This is a genomic window from Streptomyces sp. NPDC054975, assembly GCF_053609105.1.
In genome coordinates this window covers 16,607-34,895 of the sequence record NZ_JBSGWV010000042.1, presented here as the reverse complement: position 1 = coordinate 34,895, position 18,289 = coordinate 16,607, and the positions used below count along the sequence as shown (strand labels likewise).

Genomic DNA, 18,289 nt, shown 5'->3' with positions numbered 1-18,289 from the left:
CAGGTTCACGGCGTCCCTCTTCCGGGTCGCGCGGGTGTCGCGTACGGGTCACGGGCCGCTCGGGACGGGCCATGCCCGGGTCGCGGTCGGCGTTGTCGGTGGGACGGTCCACAATGGTCCGCGTCAGATCAACCTTGTTGGTGAAGGAGCCGCAGCCGCGATGGCCCGCCGCAGCACGAAGACACCGCCGCCGGACGACGCGTTCGAGGAGCGAATCCTCGACATCGACGTCGTCGACGAGATGCAGGGCTCCTTCCTCGAGTACGCGTACTCGGTGATCTACTCCCGCGCGCTGCCGGACGCCCGCGACGGCATGAAGCCGGTGCAGCGCCGCATCGTGTACCAGATGAACGAGATGGGGCTCCGCCCCGACCGCGGCTATGTGAAGTGCGCCCGTGTCGTCGGCGAGGTCATGGGCAAGCTGCACCCGCACGGCGACGCGTCGATCTACGACGCGATGGTGCGCATGGCCCAGCCCTTCTCCATGCGCCTCCCGCTGGTCGACGGCCACGGCAACTTCGGCTCGCTGGGCAACGACGACCCGCCGGCCGCCATGCGGTACACCGAGTCGAAGATGGCCGCCGCGGCGCTGATGATGACGGAGTCGATCGACGAGGACACCGTCGACTTCACGCCGAACTACGACGGCCAGGAGCAGGAGCCGGTCGCGCTGCCCGCCGCGTACCCGAACCTGCTGGTCAACGGCGCCTCCGGGATCGCGGTCGGCATGGCGACGAACATGCCCCCGCACAACCTGGGCGAGGTCATCGCGGCCGCCCGGCACCTGATCCGCCACCCGAACGCGGACCTTGAGGCGCTCATGCGCTTCGTGCCCGGCCCCGACCTGCCCACCGGCGGCCGGATCGTCGGCCTCTCCGGAATCAAGGACGCGTACGAGAACGGCCGCGGCACGTTCAAGATCCGCGCCACGGCGACGATCGAGACCGTGACCGCCCGCCGCAAGGGCATCGTCGTCACCGAGCTGCCGTTCACGGTCGGCCCGGAGAAGGTCATCTCCAAGATCAAGGACCTGGTCGGCTCCAAGAAGCTCCAGGGCATCGCGGACGTCAAGGACCTCACCGACCGCAACCACGGTCTGCGCCTGGTCATCGAGGTCAAGAACGGCTTCGTGCCGGAGGCCGTCCTGGAGCAGCTCTACAAGCTGACGCCGATGGAGGAGTCCTTCGGCATCAACAACGTGGCGCTGGTCGACGGCCAGCCGCTCACACTGGGCCTCAAGGAGCTCCTGGAGGTCTATCTCGACCACCGCTTCGACGTGGTGCGCCGCCGCTCCGAGTTCCGCCGGGGCAAGAAGCGCGACCGGCTGCACCTGGTCGAGGGCCTGCTCGTCGCACTGCTCGACATCGACGAGGTCATCCGCCTCATCCGCTCCAGCGACAACTCGGCGCAGGCGAAGGAGCGGCTGATCGAGCGCTTCTCGCTGAGCGAGATCCAGACGCAGTACATCCTGGACACCCCCCTGCGCCGGCTCACCAAGTTCGACCGGATCGAGCTGGAGACCGAGCGCGACCGGCTCAACGGCGAGATCGACGAGCTGACCGGGATCCTGGAGTCCGACAACGAGCTGCGCAAGCTGGTCTCGTCGGAACTGGCGGCGGTGGCGAAGAAGTTCGGCACCGACCGGCGGACGGTCCTGCTGGAGTCGGCGGGTGCGCCAGTCGCGGCCACGTCCCTGGAGGTCGCGGACGACCCGTGCCGGGTCCTGCTGTCCTCGACGGGCCTGCTGGCCCGGACGGTGACGGAGGCGCTCCCGGCCGCGCAGGAGGGCAAGCGGGCCAAGCACGACGCGATCGTGTCGGCGGTCCCGGCGACGCAGCGTGGTGACGTCGGTGCGGTGACGTCGGCGGGACGGCTGCTGCGCATCGCGGTCATCGACCTGCCCCAGCTGCCGGACACGGCCGCCGCGCCGAACCTGGCGGGCGGGGCGCCGTTGACGGAGTTCCTGACCCTGGAGGAGGACGAGACGGTGGTCTGCCTGACCACGCTCGACGAGTCCTCGCCGGGTCTGGCGCTCGGCACGCTGCAGGGCGTGGTGAAGCGGGTGGTCCCGGACTACCCGGCGAACAAGGAGGAGCTGGAGGTCATCACCCTCAAGGAGGGTGACCGGATCGTCGGTGCGACCGAGCTGCGGACGGGCGAGGAGGACCTGGTCTTCATCACCTCCGACGCCCAACTGCTGCGCTACCAGGCCGCGCAGGTACGCCCGCAGGGCCGCCCGGCGGGCGGTATGGCGGGGATCAAGCTGGCGGAGGGCGCCGAGGTGATCTCGTTCACGGCGGTGGACCCGGCGGCGGACGCGGTCGTCTTCACGGTCGCGGGCTCCACGGGCACGCTGGACGACGGGTCCGGTACGTCGGCGAAGCTGACGCCGTTCGACCAGTACCCCCGCAAGGGCCGTGCGACCGGTGGTGTGCGCTGCCAGCGGTTCCTGAAGGGCGAGGACGTGCTCACCCTGGCGTGGGCGGGCGCGACCCCGGCGTACGCCGCACAGGAGAACGGCACGCCGGTGGAGCTGCCCGACATCGACCCCCGCCGGGACGGCTCGGGCACCCCGCTGCCGAAGCCGGTCGCGGTGGTGGCGGGTCCGGCGAGCTAGACCTCGTCGGCCGGCTGCTCGTCCGGTTCCGAGTCCGACTGCTGTACGTACCGCAGGACGCCCCACATGCTGTGCTCGTCGGGGGCGTCCTGCGGGCCGTTCACGCGGCAGCCGTCGAGCTCCTTGCGCAGGGCGCCGGCGTCGATGCCGGAGCCGATGAGGACGAGCTGGGTGAGCCGCTCCTGCCCGGCCGCCCAGGGCTCGGGGTAGAAGCGCAGGAACCGGCCGACGGCGTGCACCGCGTAGCGGTTGGCCGGGTCGGCGGCGCCGAAGTCGAGGAAGCCCTTGATGCGGTAGAGGCCCTCGGGGCGGGAGTCGAGGAACTCCATGAGCCTGCGGGGGTGGAGCGGGGTGTCCGAGGCCAGGGAGAGGGTCTCGTAGGCGGCGTGCGGGTGGTCGTGTGCGTCGTCGTCCCCGTAGAGCAGGTCCTCGATCGACATCTGCCCCTCGATCTCCCCCTCGGGCACGACCCGGTCGAAGAGGAGTTCCGGGTCGACCCGGCCGTGCGCGGCGCGGACCACCGCGGCGGGCCCCGCGAGCCGCGTGACGGCCTCGTGGACGGCGTCCAGCTCCGCCTCCGCCACTCGGTCGGACTTGTTGACGACGACCAGGTCGGCGAGGGCGAGGTGCCGGTCGGTCTCGGGGTGCGTGGCCCGGGTGCGCGCGAACTCGGCGGCGTCGACGACCTGCACGAGCCCGCCGTACACCACCCGCTCGTTCTCGCTGGCGAGCACCATCCGCACCAGCTCCTGGGGCTCGGCAAGGCCGCTCGCCTCGATGACGATCACGTCGAGCCGGGCCTCGGGGCGGGTGAGCACCTCCAGGTACTCGTCCAGCTCACTCGCGTCGACGGCGCAGCACAGGCAGCCGTTGCCGAGCGAGACGGTGGAGCCGACCTGTCCGGCGACGGTCATGGCGTCGATCCCGATGTCACCGAAGTCGTTGACCATGACACCGATCCGGGTACCCCGGGCGCTGCGCAGCAGATGGTTGAGCAGCGTCGTCTTCCCCGACCCGAGGAACCCCGAGAGGACGACGACGGGAATCTGCTGCGTGGTCAAGGAAACCTCCGAAGACTCGACCCGGTCAAAGCCCCCAGAATAGGCACGCCGCCCAGGAACCCCGAGCCCGCAGTCGGCTGACGACACGATCACACGGGCTCCGGCCGCCGACGGCGGGGCACCACCCACAGGCGGACCCGCACCTCTGCCTTCCCAGCCGCACGGGTGGTGCGGCTGGGAACCCCAGCCCGGCCGAAGGCCGGGCGCACCCCCACGACCCGCAGCCGCCCGGCACCCGCACCCACCCCACACACCCACGCCCCCGCACCCACGCCCCCGCTCTCGTCCCACACGCCCCGCACCCGGCCCCCACCGCGCCCCCCCAAGGGCCCCGCCGCCCGCCCAAGGGCCCCGCACATTTCCGGTCCCAGCCCCCACCCCCGTACCGTTCCCGCATGACCTCCGCACCGACCGCCCCCACGCCACGCCACGCGCCGCCCCCCGCGCGGCGCAGGCGTTTCGGCTGGCCGCGGCGGGTCTTCGCCCAGGTCCTCCTCATGCAGCTGGCCATCGCCGCCGGCGTCACCGTCCTGGCCACCGGCCTCTTCCTCGCGCCGCTGAGCGACCAGCTCGACGACCAGGCCATGCGACGCGCCCTGGCCATCGCCGAGACCACCGCCTCCCCCGAGGTCGCGGGCGCGCTGCAGACCTCCAGGCCCTCCGCCGAGGGCCCGGTGCAGCAGGAGGCCGAACGGATCCGGCTGGCCACGGGCGCCGAGTACGTCGTGGTCATGGACACCCGGGGCGTCCGCTGGTCCCACACCGACCGGAGGCAGATCGGCAAGATCGTCTCCACGGACCCCAGCGCCGCCCTGTCGGGCCGCGAGGTCATGGAGATCGACAACGGCACCCTCGGCCGCTCCGCCCGTGGCAAGGCCCCTCTACGGGACGCGGACGGGGCCATCGTCGGCGCGGTCTCCGTCGGCATCGAGTACGACAGCGTCCACGACCGGCTCCTCGGAGCGATCCCCGGGCTCCTGGCGTACGCGGGCGGCGCCCTGGCGGCCGGCGCCCTGGCCGCGTACCTGATCTCCCGCAGGCTCCAGCGGCAGACCCACGACCTGGCGTTCTCGGACATCTCCGCGCTCCTCGCCGAACGCGAGGCCATGCTCCACGGCATCCGCGAGGGCGTCGTCGCCCTGGACCGCACCGGCCGCGTCCGGCTGATGAACGACGAGGCGCAGCGGCTGCTCGGCATAGGCCCCGAAGCGACCGGGAGACCGCTGGAGGAGACCCTCGGCCCGGGTCGTACGGCCGATGTGCTCGCCGGCCGGGTCACGGGCAAGGACCTGGTGACCGTCCGGGGCAACCGCGTGCTGATCGCCAACCGGATGCCGACGGACGACGGCGGCGCGGTCGCGACCCTGCGCGACCGGACCGAGCTGGAGCGGCTCGGCCGCGAGCTGGACTCCACCCGGGGCCTCATCGACGCCCTCCGCGCCCAGGACCACGAGCACGCCAACCGGCTGCACACCCTCCTGGGCCTGCTGGAGCTGGAGATGCACGACGAGGCGGTCGAGTTCGTCACCGAGGTCGTCGGCGTCCACCGGGCCACCGCCGAGCAGGTCACGGAGAAGATCCACGACCCGCTGCTCGCCGCGCTCCTGGTCGGCAAGGCCACGGTCGCCGCCGAGCGGGGCGTGTCCTTGCGGATCTCGGCCGACTCGCTCCTCCCCGACCGGCTGGTCGACCCCCGCGAGCTGGTCACGGTCGTCGGAAACCTCGTCGACAACGCCCTGGACGCCGCCGCGGGCACCGTCGACGCACGCGTCGAGATCGCCCTGCGGGCCGAGGGCCGTACGGCCGTCCTGCGGGTCACCGACAGCGGGCCGGGCGTCCCGGACGACCGGCGCGAACTCATCTTCACCGAGGGCTGGACCACGAAGGAGCTGCCCTCGCACGGCAAGCGGGGCCTGGGCCTGGCCCTGGTGCGGCGGCTCGCCGAACGTCAGGGCGGCACCGCCCGGGTCGGCACGGGGCCGGGCGACGGCGCCGAGTTCACCGTCGTCCTGCCGGAGGCGCTGAACGAGCCGGAGCCGGCGGAGCAGGCTGCCGCCGTGGGAGAGCCGCGATGATCGACGTACTGGTCGTGGACGACGACACCCGCGTCGCGCGGATCAACGCGGCCTACGTGACCAAGGTGCCCGGCTTCCGGGTCGTCGCGACCGCCCACTCCACGGCGGAGGCGCTCGCCCGGCTGAGCGAGGTCCCGGTCGACCTGATCCTCCTCGATCACTACCTGCCGGACGAGAACGGCCTCGCGGTCGTACGGGAGCTGCGCCGCCTCGGCCACCAGACCGACGTGATCATGGTGACGGCGGCGCGCGACGTGGCGACCGTCCAGGCGGCGATGCGCCACGGCGCCCTGCAGTACCTGGTCAAGCCCTTCGCCTTCGCCGGGCTGCGCACCAGGCTGGAGGCGTACGCGGCCCTGCGCCACACCCTCGAAAGCGGCGGCGAGGCCGAACAGGCCGAGGTCGACCGCATCTTCGGCGCCCTCTCCGCGGGGGCCGTGGAGCCGGACCTCCCGAAGGGCCACTCCCCCACCACCGCCGAACTCGTACGCCAGGTGCTGCTGGCCGCCGACGGTGCCCTGTCCACGCAGGAGATCGCGGAGCGGGCGGGGGTGAGCCGCCAGACCGCCCAGCGCTATCTGAAGCTGCTCGAACGGGCGGGCCGGGTGCGGCTCTCGCTGAAGTACGGCGAGACGGGCCGCCCCGAGCACCGGTACGTCTGGGTGAAGGCCACGGTCTGAGGGCCGGAAGGATCCCCTCCGACCGCCCCTCAGACCGCCCCGGCCCCCGTCAGCGCCCTGACCTCCGTCTCCGCGTGCTTGGCCGCGTCCGGCGGCTCGGCGGAGGTGACGGTGCCGATCCAGCCCGCCAGGAAGCCGAGCGGGATGGAGACGAGGCCGGGGTTCTGGAGCGGGAAGACATGGAAGTCCACGCCGGGGAAGAGCGCCTCGGGGCTGCCGGAGACGACCGGTGAGAGGACGACGAGCAGCACCGCCGGGACGAGCCCTCCGTAGACCGACCAGACGGCGCCGCGCGTGGTGAAGTTCCGCCAGAACAGCGAGTAGAGCAGCACCGGCAGGTTGGCGGAGGCGGCGACCGCGAAGGCGAGGCCGACCAGGAACGCCACGTTGAGGTCGCGGGCGAGCAGGCCGAGCCCGATCGCGGCCGCGCCGATCACGGCCGCGGCGATCCGCGCCACGGTGACCTCGCTGTACGGCTTCGCCCGATCGCCCCGGCGGCGCAGCGAGGCGTACAGGTCGTGGGCGACGGAGGCGGACGAGGCGAGCGTGATGCCGGCGACGACGGCCAGGATGGTCGCGAAGGCGATGGCGGCGACGATCGCGAACAGCACCGTGCCGCCGGTCGAACCCGCTCCCCCGCCGAGATCGAGGGCGAGCAGCGGTACGGCCGTGTTCCCGGCGGCGTTGGAGGCGCGGACGGCGTCGGAGCCGATGATCGCGGCGGCACCGAAGCCGAGGACGATCGTCATGAGGTAGAAGCCGCCGATGAGTCCGATGGCCCAGACGACCGAGCGGCGGGCGGCCCGCGCGGTCGGCACGGTGTAGAACCGGGACAGGATGTGCGGCAGGCCCGCCGTGCCCAGGACCAGCGCGAGACCGAGGCTGATGAAGTCCAGACGGGCGGTCCACCCGCCCCCGTAGCGCAGTCCCGGTGCGAGGAAGTCCCTTCCGTGGCCGCTGTGTTCGGCGGCCGTGGCGAGCAGCTGGTTGAAGTCCCCGTGGAAGCGGAGCAGGACCAGCACGGTGAGGGCGATCGTGCCGGCCATGAGCAGCACGGCCTTGACGATCTGGATCCAGGTGGTGGCCCGCATCCCGCCGAGCGACACGTAGATCACCATCAGGGCGCCGACGCCGATCACGGTCCAGGAGCGGGCCGCCTCGCTCGTACCTCCGAGGAGGAGCGCGACCAGGCTGCCCGCACCGACCATCTGGGCCACCAGGTAGAGCACGGAGACGGTGACGGAGGAGGTGCCGGCGGCGATCCTGACGGGGCGCTCCGCCATGCGGGCCGCGACGACGTCGGCGAGCGTGAACCGGCCGCAGTTGCGGACCAGTTCGGCGATCAGGAGGAGGACGACCAGCCAGGCGACGAGGAAGCCGACGGAGTACAGCATGCCGTCGTAGCCGAAGAGCGCGATCAGGCCGGAGATGCCGAGGAAGGAGGCGGCGGACATGTAGTCGCCCGCGATGGCGAAACCGTTCTCCAGGGGGGAGAAGAGTCGGCCTCCGGCGTAGAACTCCTCGGCCGAGCCGTGCCGGTTCCTGCTCACCCAGGTGGTGATCCCGAGGGTCACGGCGACGAAGGCGCTGAACAGCAGCAGCGCGAGCATCTGATGGTCGTTGGTCACCGCTGCGCTCCCCGCGTCATCTCCTGTGCCCGCGTCTCGTCGAAGACGGTCCAACGCAGTTCCAGGGCGGCCCGGTCCCGGCGCAGCCGGGCATGCCGGGCGTAGGCCCAGGTCAGCAGGAAGGTGGTGAGGAACTGCCCGAGCCCGGCGAGCATCGCCACGTTCACCATGCCGACGACGGGCCGGGCCATCAGCCCCGGCGCCGCCGTCGCCGCCACGACATAGGCGAGGTACCAGAGGAGGAACGCCAGGGCCGCAGGGATCACGAACCTCCGGTAGCGGCTGCGTACCTCCTGGAAGGCCGGGCTGCGCTGGACCTCCAGATAGATGGCGGCCGCGCCGCCGTCCGCCTGCTGCCGCGGTACGCCCCCGGCGGCCGTCACGGCCGCTCCGGCCGCCGGCCCGGCGGCTTCGGCGCCCGGAGTCTCCGCGTCGGCCGACTCGCCCCAGCCGGAGGCCAGTGCGTCGTACCAGGGGTCGTCGATCCGCACCGCGGGGACGCCCGGCCCTTCGTGCTTCTCCACCCTGAACTCTCCTTGTCAGCGAACCGTTTCGGCCGCGTGCCAAGAATGGACAGAGCGGGAAGATCCTGGACTCTTCTCCTCCCCCACTTCACCCCATCAGGTGATGGTCTGCCCAGGTGGTGCGACGAGCCCGGGCCGATATGCGTACCGGTCGGCCCGGGTCCGGAAGTCGGTCAGGCGTCGATCCGCGAACGGTCGAGCGTCGCCGCGGAGCTGGTGATGAACTCCTTGCGGGGCGCCACGTCGTTGCCCATGAGCAGGTCGAAGACCTGCTCGGCCGAGTCCAGGTCGCCGATGTTGATCCGGCGCAGGGTCCGGTGGCGCGGGTCCATCGTGGTCTCCGCCAGCTGGTCGGCGTCCATCTCACCGAGGCCCTTGTAGCGCTGGATGGAGTCCTTGTACCGGATGCCCTTGCGCTGGTACTCGAGCAGGGTCTGGCGCAGCTCGTTGTCCGAGTACGTGTACACGTACTTGTCCTGGCCCTTCTTGGGCTGGACGAGCTCGATCCGGTGCAGCGGCGGTACGGCGGCGAAGACCCGGCCGGCCTCGACCATGGGGCGCATGTAGCGCTGAAAGAGGGTCAGCAGCAGGCAGCGGATGTGCGCGCCGTCGACGTCGGCGTCGACGAGGAGCACGATCTTGCCGTAGCGGGCCGCGTCGATGTCGAAGGTACGGCCCGAGCCGGCCCCTATGACCTGGATGATCGCCCCGCACTCGGCGTTCTTGAGCATGTCGGAGACGGAGGACTTCTGAACGTTGAGGATCTTGCCCCGGATCGGCAGCAGCGCCTGGAACTCGCTGTTCCGGGCGAGCTTGGCGGTGCCGAGCGCGGAGTCTCCCTCGACGATGAAGAGCTCGCTGCGCTCCACGTCGTCGCTGCGGCAGTCGGCGAGCTTCGCCGGCAGGGAGGAGGACTCCAGCGCGGTCTTCCTGCGCTGTGCCTCCTTGTGTTGGCGGGCCGCGATACGGGTCCTGGCGGCCGCCACGGCCTTCTCCAGGACCGCCCGGGCCTGGGCCTTGGCATCACGCTTGGTGGACGTCAGGAAGGCCTTCAGCTCCTTGGCGACCACGTTGGCGACGATCCGGCGGGCCGCCGAGGTGCCGAGCACCTCCTTGGTCTGCCCCTCGAACTGCGGCTCGGCCAGCCGGACGGTCACGACGGCCGTGAGCCCCTCCAGGGCGTCGTCCTTGACGATGTCGTCCTCGGCGACGCGCAGCATCTTCGCGGAGCGCAGGACCTCGTTGACCGTCTTCGTGATGGCCTGGTCGAAGCCCGAGACGTGGGTGCCGCCCTTGGGGGTGGCGATGATGTTGACGAACGACCTGACCGTGGTGTCGTAGCCGGTGCCCCAGCGCAGGGCGACGTCGACGCCCAGCTCACGGGTGACCTCGGTGGGCGTCATGTGTCCGCGGTCGTCGAGGACCGGGACGGTCTCCTTGAAGGTGCCCTGCCCGGTCAGCCGCAGCACGTCGCAGACGGCCTTGTCCTGGGCGAGGAACTCGCAGAACTCGCTGATGCCGCCGTCGAAGCGGAACGTCTCCTCGCTCTTGCCCACGCCGTCCAGGTCACGCTCGTCGCGGACCACGATGGTCAGGCCGGGGACGAGGAAGGCGGTCTGCCGGGCTCGCTGGTGCAGGTGCTCCAGGGAGAGCTTGGCGTCCTTGAGGAAGATCTGGCGGTCCGCCCAGTACCGCACGCGGGTGCCGGTGCGCGGCTTGGGGACGCGCTTGCCCTTCAGCAGGCCGTTCGACGGGTCGAAGGGGCTGTCGGGGCCCTGCTCGGTGAAGATGCCGGGGACGCCGCGGCGGAAGCTGATCGCGTGCGTGGCGCCGTTCCGGTCGACCTCGACGTCGAGCCGGGCCGAGAGCGCGTTCACCACGGACGCGCCGACGCCGTGCAGACCGCCGGAGGCCGCGTACGAGCCGCCGCCGAACTTTCCGCCCGCGTGCAGCTTGGTCATGACGACCTCGACACCGGAGAGCCCGGTCTTGGGCTCGACGTCGACCGGGATGCCCCGGCCGTTGTCGCGCACCTCGACGGAGCCGTCGTCGTGGAGGATCACGTCGATGTGGTCGCAGTAGCCCCCGAGAGCCTCGTCGACCGAGTTGTCGATGATCTCCCAGAGGCAGTGCATGAGGCCGCGGCTGTCGGTGGACCCGATGTACATACCGGGGCGCTTGCGGACCGCTTCGAGCCCTTCGAGTACGAGCAGGTGCCGCGCGGTGTAGTTGGAACCGTCACGGTCTGCGGTCAGCAGCGCACTGGACGGCACGGACGTCTCGGCGGTCACGCGGTTCGCTCCTCGCTGAATTTGAAAACTGGCCCGGTGGGGTAAGGCCCGGCGTCGGTCACCGGTCAGAGGGTACCGATGCCTGGTAGAGCCGTTGTCACGCCACCCTCCTGATTTCTCATGCTAGTGCAGAGTCGCATGCGTGTTCGATCTCTCGAAGGGGTGACGTGAACATCACGTTCCCTTCCAGGCATGAACCATTTAGGCTCCGGGCACGTCCTCATGAACAACCGGCAACCCAGCCGGGAGGACGAAACCGAGACAAGCAATGCGAAATCCGTAGAGCGACGCAATACGGCTCATTCGCCGCCAACCGGCAGCAGACAGCCACCTCGGGAAGAAGTTTCGAGGAAAAGCCACGAGCGGGAACGTTTTCGGCCTGGTTGGATGTTGACCCTGGTACGACAGCTCGTCGAGCTAGAGAAGAGGCGACGTGACTACTGTTCTGACCCCCGCGAGCCCCCTGACGGCCGCTGACCGCTGCGACCGCTGCGGCGCCCAGGCGTACCTGCGCGTCGTCCTGACCAGCGGTGGTGACTTGCTCTTCTGCGCCCACCACGGTCGCAAGTTCGAGCCGGAACTCAAGAAGATCGCCGCGGAAATACAGGATGAGACGGACCGGCTCACCGACGTGCCGGCCAAGGCAGTAGACGAGGACCGCTGACGCCTCGCATCCACGACGAGCCAAGGGCCGGTCGCTGATCGGACGACGGGCGGTCACCCCCGCATACAGGGGGTGACCGCCCGTTCTCGCACCCGAAGGCTCAGAAGTTCTCCGGCAGCACCGTCGAGACGCGGGTGTAGACGCCCGGGCTCTCGGGCTGTCCGCAACCGCTGCCCCACGACACCAGCCCGATGAGCCGCCCGCCGGCCACCAGCGGCCCGCCGCTGTCCCCCTGGCAGGCGTCCCTGCCGCCCTGGGGATCGCCCGCGCACAGCATCGTGTCGGCCCGGTACGCGGCCCCGAAGCCGCCCGGGTAGGCCCGCTCGCACGCGCTGTCGGGCCGTACCTCGACGCGGGCCGAGCGCAGAGTGGACGCGTAGGTCCCGTTTCCGGTGGTGTCCCCCCATCCGTACACGTCCGCGGCTGTCCCCGGCGCCTCGGCTGCGTCCCCGGGGACCGCGGTCCTGATCACGTAGGACTGCGGCAGCGGGCTCGCCAGCGTCAGTACGGCGAGGTCGTGGGTGTTCGCCGTCGGGTCGTAGTCCGGACTGATCCAGGTGCGGGAGACGAGCACCTCGTGGCCGTCCTGGCCGAGCAGGGTGCTCCGGCCCGCGATCACCTTGAAGTCGGCCAGGTCCCCGGGCTCGCCTCCCAGGACGTCCCTGCCCAGACAGTGGGCCGCGGTCAGCACCCGCGTGGGCGCCACGACCACTCCCCCGCAGAACTGTCCCGCTCGCGTACCCCCGAACCGGTCACGGCTGGAGAGCGCCACGGCCCACGGAGCCTCCTCGGCCGTCGTGGGCTGACCGCCCACCACGACGCTGTCGGCGGCCACGGGAGCGGCGGCGGCGAACGGACCGGCCGCCGCCGAGAGCAGGCCGAGGGCAGTGGTCACTGCTCGGGCGATGGGGCGACGCATAGAGCCTCCTGACTCTCCGGTGATGTCTTTTCACCCAGCGTCGTCCAGGCCTTCCCACCGTGCACCCGCGCAATGCCGAAGGACCCGGCCCCCTTTTCGGGGAACCGGGCCCTTCGATTCGAACAAGCGCGGACTAGTCGAGGTAGTCGCGCAGCACCTGCGAACGGGACGGGTGGCGCAGCTTCGACATGGTCTTCGACTCGATCTGACGGATGCGCTCGCGCGTCACGCCGTAGACCTTGCCGATCTCGTCGAGCGTCTTCGGCTGACCGTCGGTGAGACCGAAGCGCATGGAGACCACGCCGGCCTCACGCTCGGAGAGCGTGTCGAGGACGGAGTGCAGCTGCTCCTGGAGGAGCGTGAAGCTGACCGCGTCGGCCGGGACGACCGCCTCGGAGTCCTCGATCAGGTCGCCGAACTCGCTGTCGCCGTCCTCACCCAGCGGGGTGTGGAGGGAGATCGGCTCGCGACCGTACTTCTGGACCTCGATGACCTTCTCCGGGGTCATGTCGAGCTCCTTGGCCAGCTCCTCCGGGGTGGGCTCGCGGCCCAGGTCCTGGAGCATCTGGCGCTGGACGCGCGCGAGCTTGTTGATGACCTCGACCATGTGCACCGGGATACGGATGGTGCGGGCCTGGTCGGCCATGGCGCGGGTGATCGCCTGACGGATCCACCAGGTGGCGTACGTGGAGAACTTGTAGCCCTTGGTGTAGTCGAACTTCTCGACGGCGCGGATCAGACCCAGGTTGCCCTCCTGGATCAGGTCCAGGAAGAGCATGCCGCGGCCGGTGTAGCGCTTGGCCAGCGAGACCACCAGACGGAGGTTGGCCTCCAGGAGGTGGTTCTTGGCGCGGCGGCCGTCCTCGGCGATGATCTCCAGCTCACGCTTGAGCTTGGGCGCCAGCTTGTCGGAGTTGGCCAGCTTGTCCTCGGCGAACAGACCGGCCTCGATGCGCTTGGCGAGCTCGACCTCCTGCTCGGCGTTGAGCAGCGGGACCTTGCCGATCTGCTTGAGGTAGTCCTTGACCGGGTCGGCGGTGGCACCGGCGACGGCGACCTGCTGCGCCGGAGCGTCGTCCTCGTCCTCGTCGGACAGGACGAAGCCCTTGTTCTCGCCCTCGGCCTCTTCGTCCTCACCCTTGCCGGGTGCGACGTCGTCGAGAAGCTCCTCGCCCTCGACGACCTCGTCGGCGTCCTTCTTGGCGGCGGTCTTCTTGGCCGTCGTCTTCTTGGCGACGGCCTTCTTCGCCACCGTCTTCTTGGCGGCGGTCTTCTTCGCGGCCGCCTTCTTGGCCGGCGCTCCGGCCTCGTCGGCCGGGTCCGCGCTCTCTGCCGCCGGTGCCGCCGCTGCGGCCGTGGCGGTCTTCGTCACGGTCGTCTTGGCGGTGACGGTCTTGGTGGCGGTGCGCTTGGCCGGGCTCTTCGCTGCGACGCTCTTGCGGGCGCGCTTCGGCGACTCCGCTGCACTGACCATCAGCGTCACACCCTCTTCCTCGAGGATCTGGTTGAGGCTGCGCAGAACATTCTTCCACTGGGTTGGCGGAATCTGGTCAGCCTCGAAGGCCCGACGCACGTCATCGCCGGCGATCTGCCCATCAGCCTTTCCCCGCTCGATGAGCGCCATCACAGACTCGGACTCGGCGATCTCCGGCGGGAGCGTACGGGATGTGCTGGCCGACACGAACAACCTCTCGGAACGATGGAAAACGGCTTCCGGCCCCGCCCATGATCGGGCCGGAGCCGACGACCGTCGACGGGGAATGTGCCGACGGCGCGGGCTGGACCGGGGAACTGCACAGCGCCTGAGACGGCTGCTGTATTCCTTCCTCGGCTGTCACCTCTTAGGTCATCGCACGGCTTCGAGGAGTGTTACGCCCAATCCGCGTGGCCCGAGTCACACCCCATGTGCGACGAAACGGACAGAACAGGCGTTCGTCGCACATTCGCACCGTCGGAGCCCCCGCGGCCCCAGGGGCTCGCCGTGATCCCCGGGTTCCGCACGGCTCCGACGGCACGCGGTGCGTGCGCCTCGCGCGCCCGGCCGCGGCCCGCGGGTCAGTGCTCGCGCGGGGCGGGCACGACGCGCTCCACCTCCGGGTGGACCGTGAGCAGTTGCCGCATGGCGGCCTCGGCCCCCTGAGCGTCTCCGGTCGCGAGGCAGTCGGCGATGCGCGCGTGGTGCCCCAGGCAGGACTCTCCCGGGCGGTCACAGCCGGTGACGGGGCCGCCGGAGACCTGGAGTGCGGCGGCGACGATGCCGGAGAGGTGCTCCAGCATGCGGTTGCCGGCGAGCTGGATGAGCAGGGAGTGGAACTCGGCGTCGGCCCGGGAGAAGGTGATGCCGTCACCCTGGGCATAGGCGTGGCCCATGATCTCGACCATGTCGGAGAGTCGCTGCTGGATGTCGTCGCGGCCGTGACCTGCGGCGAGGCGGGCGGCGAGGGGCTCGATGGTCCAGCGCAGCTCGTTCAGCTCACGGCGCTGGTCGTCGCGCTGCGGGCCGAAGGCGCGCCACTCGATGATGTCGGGGTCCAGCAGGTTCCAGTCGCTGACGGGCCTGACCCGGGTGCCGACGTTCGGGCGGGCGCTGACCAGGCCCTTGGCCTCCAGGACGCGCAGCGACTCGCGGACGACGGTGCGGGAGACCTCGAAGCGCTGCCCGATCTCCTCCGGGACGAGCGGGCGGTCGGCACCGAGATCGCCGGAGACGATCATCTGCCCGAGCTGCTGGACGAGCTGGCCGTGCAGCCCCCGGCCGCGGCTGCCGGCGCTGCGACGACCGACCCGGCCGAGGTCCGTCTCCACCCCCTCCCAGGAGGGCGGACCCACGCGCTCGGCGACGGGCGCCTCCGCGTACGGGTATCGATCGAGATCGCCCGGGGCGCCGAGGCCGGAGTCGACGGAGCGGGCGGCGGTCATCATGGTGTGCGCAAGGGTACTCACGCATCCTTTGTCGGCGCTGCTCTCGCGACCCTTGAGGTCTTTGGTGAAAAGCACACGAAAGGGTGATCGGCACCCCCTACACAATTGACGATTATTCGGACATAGTCGGGCATTTTCAAGAGAGTTGCCGAGGAAGCGGAACTTTTCGATCCGCATTTGATCACCAACGCGCCTTACGGTGAAGGCCGGTGATCACATACGCGCAGAGCAGGGCGGTCAACGCCAGCGCCAGCGCCACCCCCACGGGCTGGGCGACCACCCGGAGCGCACCCAGCAGCCAGCGGTCGGCCGCCACCGGCCACTCCATGCTGACGAATTCCCTCAGCCGGCCGGGAAGTCCGGCGATCGAGCGGCCGGCGGGGCCAGAGGTCGCCTGCCGCAGCAGCGGAGCGACGACGACGGGCACCGCGAGCACCGCGGCCACTCCCGCGGCCGCCACCCGGAAGACGCCGGCCCCGAGCACCCCCGCCCAGGCGCAGCCGACGATCAGACCGAGCCAATTCGCGCACAGGCTCGGCCAGTTTTCCGGTACGGGAATCAACTCACCGCCGTAGACGAGCCGGAGCGCCTCCAGGTCGGCCACGACGACGAGCACCGCCAGGACCACGGCCACGGCGGCGGCGACCGCGAGTTTGGCGAGCAGCAACCCCAGCCTGCGCGGGACGGCGCCCCGGCCGGTCGTGAGCGCCGGGTAGCGGTACTCGTCGCCGAAGGAGAAGGCTCCGAGCAGCCCCGCCCCGAGGGCGGCGGGCGGCAGCGGTGAGAGCACGGGCCAGCCGGCGAGGACCGTCGGCAGGGGCGTCCGGCCGCCGCGCGCGAGGAGCAGCGCGATCACCACGGACGCGACCAGGACCGACGCCATGACCAGCGGTGTCGCCGGGACGCCGAGCAGCCTGCGGATCTCGTACCTCAGCGGCCGCAACGGCGACCGGGCCGGCCGCCGCCGGGGCTCGGGCGTCCGGCCTTCCGACTGCCCCGGTTCCGACCGCTCGGACTCCCGTTGCCGGGGGGCCGGGGCTGCGTCCCGGGTCTCGGCGCCGACGGGGGCGGTGTCGCCCACCTCGTCGGTCAGCCGGTGGATGAGGACGCCGTGGCGGAAGGCGGTCTCGCCGACGGCGGCGCAGTCGCTGCCGTAGACGGACAGGCGGTTGCCCCGCTCGGCGACCACTTCGACGGTGCGGCGCGCGGCGCGCGCCTCCTGGGTCACGGCGGCGGCGAGCCGTGCGGCGTGCGGTGTGCGGACGGCCACGCGTGGCCGGAGCCGGGTGTGCGCGAAGTCGGCAGCGGCCTGTGCCGCGACGAGTCGTCCCTTGTCGAGGGTGATGATCCGGTCGGCGTTGCGGGCCGCGTCCTTGGGGTCCTCGGTGGTGTAGAGGACCGTGCCGCCGTCGGCGGCGTGGGCGCGCAGCAGTTCGTGCAGCCAGGCGCGCTCGCGTGCGGAGAGCCCGGCGCCGGGCTCGTCGAGCAGCAGCGTGTGCGGATCGCCCAACAGGGCCGAGGCGAGGCCGAGTCGGCGGTCCATGCCCCGGGACAGCCGGCCGATGCGCTGGTCGTGCAGGCCGGTGAGCCCCACGAACTCCAGCATCTCGTCGGCCCGGGACGCGGGGACCCCCGCTGCGGCGCTCAGCATCCGCAGCTGGCTGCGCAGGGTCCGCGAGGGGTGTCCGGGAACGTCGCCGAACAGCACCCCGACCTCACCGGCGGGGTGGGCGATGCGCTGGAGAGGGCGGCCGCGGAAGTAGGTGACGCCTCGGCCGGGCTCGAGTTCGAGCATCAGCCGTAGAGCGGTGGTCTTCCCCGATCCGGCCGGGCCGAGAAGGGCGGTGACCTGGCCCGGCCGAGCGTCGAAGGTGAGATCGTCCACGGCGGGCGGGAGGTCACGGCGGGGGCTGCTGGTGAGTCCGATGGCCTGGAGCATCGCTTCTCTCGCGGTAGGTGAGACCGCTCCGCGGCAGGGCGGCTATCGAAGCAAGATAACGCCATATTTCGGACTTTTCGTGCAGGGTTGGAGCCCCGGGTCGCCCCGGGGTGAAGCGATCAAACCTCGGGGCGGAGCATCGGCGGGTTGAGCAGTGTCGCCCCGCCCGCCCTGAACAACTGCGCGGGGCGCCCGCCCTGACGGGTCGTGGTGCCGCCAGCCGGAACCAGGAAGCCGGGCGTGCCCGTCACCTTCCGGTGGAAGTTGCGCGGGTCGAGCGCGACGCCCCACACGGCCTCGTACACCCTGCGGAGCTCGCCGACCGTGAACTCCGGCGGGCAGAAGGCCGTTGCCAGCGAGGAGTACTCGATCTTCGACCGGGCCCGCTCGACACCGTCGCCGAGGATCCGCGCGTGGTCGAAGGCGAGCGGCTCGGCCTGCCCGTCGTCGTCGACCCCTTCCTTGCCGAGCAGTTCCTCCACCGGGGCCCAGCGGGCGCTGTTCGCGTCACCGCCCGCGCGCGGCGCGGGCAGGTCCGGGGAGAGCGCCAGGTGCGCGACGCTCACCACTCGCATCCGGGGGTCGCGCTCGGGGTCGCCGTACGTGGCCAGCTGCTCCAGGTGGGCGCCGTTGCCCGGCATGGGCGCGGGGGCACCCGGGTCGTGGACGCAGAGGCCGGTCTCCTCCACCAGCTCCCGCGCGGCGGCCGCGCCCAGGTCCTCGTCGGCCCGGACGAATCCGCCGGGCAGCGCCCACCTGCCCTGGAACGGCGGCTCTCCCCGCCGTACCACCAAGGCGCACAGGGCGTGGCGCCGCACGGTGAGCACGACCAGATCGACAGTGACGGCGAACGGCGGAAAGGCCGACGGGTCGTAGGGAGGCATGCACGCGATCATAGTCGTCTTCCTGACGATAAACACGCCCCTCCCGTGCATCGAACTCGACTTCTTCTCCCTCCCCCGGGACGTC

The 18,289-nt window shown here is 71.2% G+C and carries 13 protein-coding genes; 4 read left to right on the top strand and 9 right to left on the bottom strand.

Annotation, left to right across the window (positions count from 1 at the left end; genetic code table 11):
* Positions 1-160 precede the first annotated feature (160 nt).
* Positions 161-2,617, top strand: coding sequence for a DNA gyrase/topoisomerase IV subunit A (locus ACWF79_RS27545; protein ID WP_453730855.1), 2,457 nt, complete (start codon positions 161-163; stop codon positions 2,615-2,617).
* On the opposite strand, the gene ACWF79_RS27540 is transcribed toward ACWF79_RS27545, so the two are convergent.
* A complete protein-coding gene (locus ACWF79_RS27540) occupies positions 2,614-3,678 on the bottom strand; it encodes a CobW family GTP-binding protein (protein ID WP_453730854.1) in 1,065 nt (354 codons plus the stop codon). The genes ACWF79_RS27545 and ACWF79_RS27540 overlap by 4 nt on opposite strands.
* Positions 3,679-4,073: 395 nt before the next feature.
* Between ACWF79_RS27540 and ACWF79_RS27535 the strand changes: the two genes are divergently transcribed.
* Together ACWF79_RS27535 and ACWF79_RS27530 are read left to right on the top strand one after the other, a co-directional pair.
* A complete protein-coding gene (locus ACWF79_RS27535; RefSeq protein ID WP_453730853.1) occupies positions 4,074-5,753 on the top strand; it encodes an ATP-binding protein in 1,680 nt (559 codons plus the stop codon).
* Entirely contained in the window at positions 5,750-6,433 is a 684-nt protein-coding gene (locus ACWF79_RS27530) for a response regulator (RefSeq protein WP_453730852.1), read from the top strand. Before ACWF79_RS27535 ends, ACWF79_RS27530 begins: the two co-directional genes overlap by 4 nt.
* Positions 6,434-6,462: 29 nt before the next feature.
* On the opposite strand, the gene ACWF79_RS27525 is transcribed toward ACWF79_RS27530, so the two are convergent.
* The 3 genes from ACWF79_RS27525 to ACWF79_RS27515 form a co-directional block, all read right to left on the bottom strand.
* Complete coding sequence (locus ACWF79_RS27525) at positions 6,463-8,061, bottom strand: solute symporter family protein (RefSeq protein ID WP_453730851.1); 1,599 nt, start codon at positions 8,059-8,061, stop codon at positions 6,463-6,465.
* Positions 8,058-8,585, bottom strand: a complete 528-nt coding sequence (locus ACWF79_RS27520; protein ID WP_453730850.1) for a DUF485 domain-containing protein — start codon at positions 8,583-8,585, stop codon at positions 8,058-8,060. Before ACWF79_RS27520 ends, ACWF79_RS27525 begins: the two co-directional genes overlap by 4 nt.
* Before the next feature lie 173 nt (positions 8,586-8,758).
* A complete protein-coding gene (locus tag ACWF79_RS27515; protein WP_453730849.1) occupies positions 8,759-10,876 on the bottom strand; it encodes a DNA gyrase/topoisomerase IV subunit B in 2,118 nt (705 codons plus the stop codon).
* A gap of 433 nt (positions 10,877-11,309) precedes the next feature.
* Between ACWF79_RS27515 and ACWF79_RS27510 the strand changes: the two genes are divergently transcribed.
* Positions 11,310-11,540, top strand: coding sequence for a DUF7455 domain-containing protein (locus tag ACWF79_RS27510; protein WP_137992866.1), 231 nt, complete (start codon positions 11,310-11,312; stop codon positions 11,538-11,540).
* Between the two features lie 100 nt (positions 11,541-11,640).
* On the opposite strand, the gene ACWF79_RS27505 is transcribed toward ACWF79_RS27510, so the two are convergent.
* The 5 genes from ACWF79_RS27505 to ACWF79_RS27485 all read right to left on the bottom strand — a co-directional run bounded on the left by ACWF79_RS27505 (position 11,641) and on the right by ACWF79_RS27485 (position 18,204).
* Positions 11,641-12,459 (bottom strand): serine protease, encoded by an 819-nt coding sequence (locus ACWF79_RS27505; RefSeq protein WP_453730848.1) that lies wholly within the window; start codon positions 12,457-12,459, stop codon positions 11,641-11,643.
* A gap of 133 nt (positions 12,460-12,592) precedes the next feature.
* Positions 12,593-14,140: an RNA polymerase sigma factor gene (locus ACWF79_RS27500; protein ID WP_453730847.1), complete on the bottom strand. Its 1,548-nt coding sequence runs from the start codon at positions 14,138-14,140 to the stop codon at positions 12,593-12,595.
* Positions 14,141-14,514: 374 nt separating this feature from the next.
* The gene (locus tag ACWF79_RS27495; protein WP_453730846.1) at positions 14,515-15,402 is read right to left on the bottom strand and encodes a FadR/GntR family transcriptional regulator; all 888 of its coding nucleotides are present in this window, start codon (positions 15,400-15,402) and stop codon (positions 14,515-14,517) included.
* A 160-nt stretch (positions 15,403-15,562) separates the two neighbouring features.
* On the bottom strand, positions 15,563-17,320 hold the full coding sequence (locus ACWF79_RS27490; protein WP_453730845.1) for an ABC transporter ATP-binding protein: 1,758 nt from the start codon (positions 17,318-17,320) through the stop codon (positions 15,563-15,565).
* Positions 17,321-17,439: 119 nt separating this feature from the next.
* Positions 17,440-18,204 carry an NUDIX hydrolase gene (locus tag ACWF79_RS27485; protein WP_453730844.1) on the bottom strand — a complete coding sequence of 255 codons (765 nt, stop codon included), beginning with the start codon at positions 18,202-18,204 and terminating at the stop codon, positions 17,440-17,442.
* Positions 18,205-18,289: the final 85 nt, after the last annotated feature.

Coding starts and splice junctions, on each gene's coding strand:
- ACWF79_RS27545 (WP_453730855.1), top strand. CDS start 161: ATGGCCCGCCGCAGCACGAAGACACCGCCGCCGGACGACGCGTTCGAG.
- ACWF79_RS27535 (WP_453730853.1), top strand. CDS start 4,074: ATGACCTCCGCACCGACCGCCCCCACGCCACGCCACGCGCCGCCCCCC.
- ACWF79_RS27530 (WP_453730852.1), top strand. CDS start 5,750: ATGATCGACGTACTGGTCGTGGACGACGACACCCGCGTCGCGCGGATC.
- ACWF79_RS27505 (WP_453730848.1), bottom strand. CDS start 12,459: ATGCGTCGCCCCATCGCCCGAGCAGTGACCACTGCCCTCGGCCTGCTC.
- ACWF79_RS27490 (WP_453730845.1), bottom strand. CDS start 17,320: ATGCTCCAGGCCATCGGACTCACCAGCAGCCCCCGCCGTGACCTCCCG.
- ACWF79_RS27485 (WP_453730844.1), bottom strand. CDS start 18,204: ATGCCTCCCTACGACCCGTCGGCCTTTCCGCCGTTCGCCGTCACTGTC.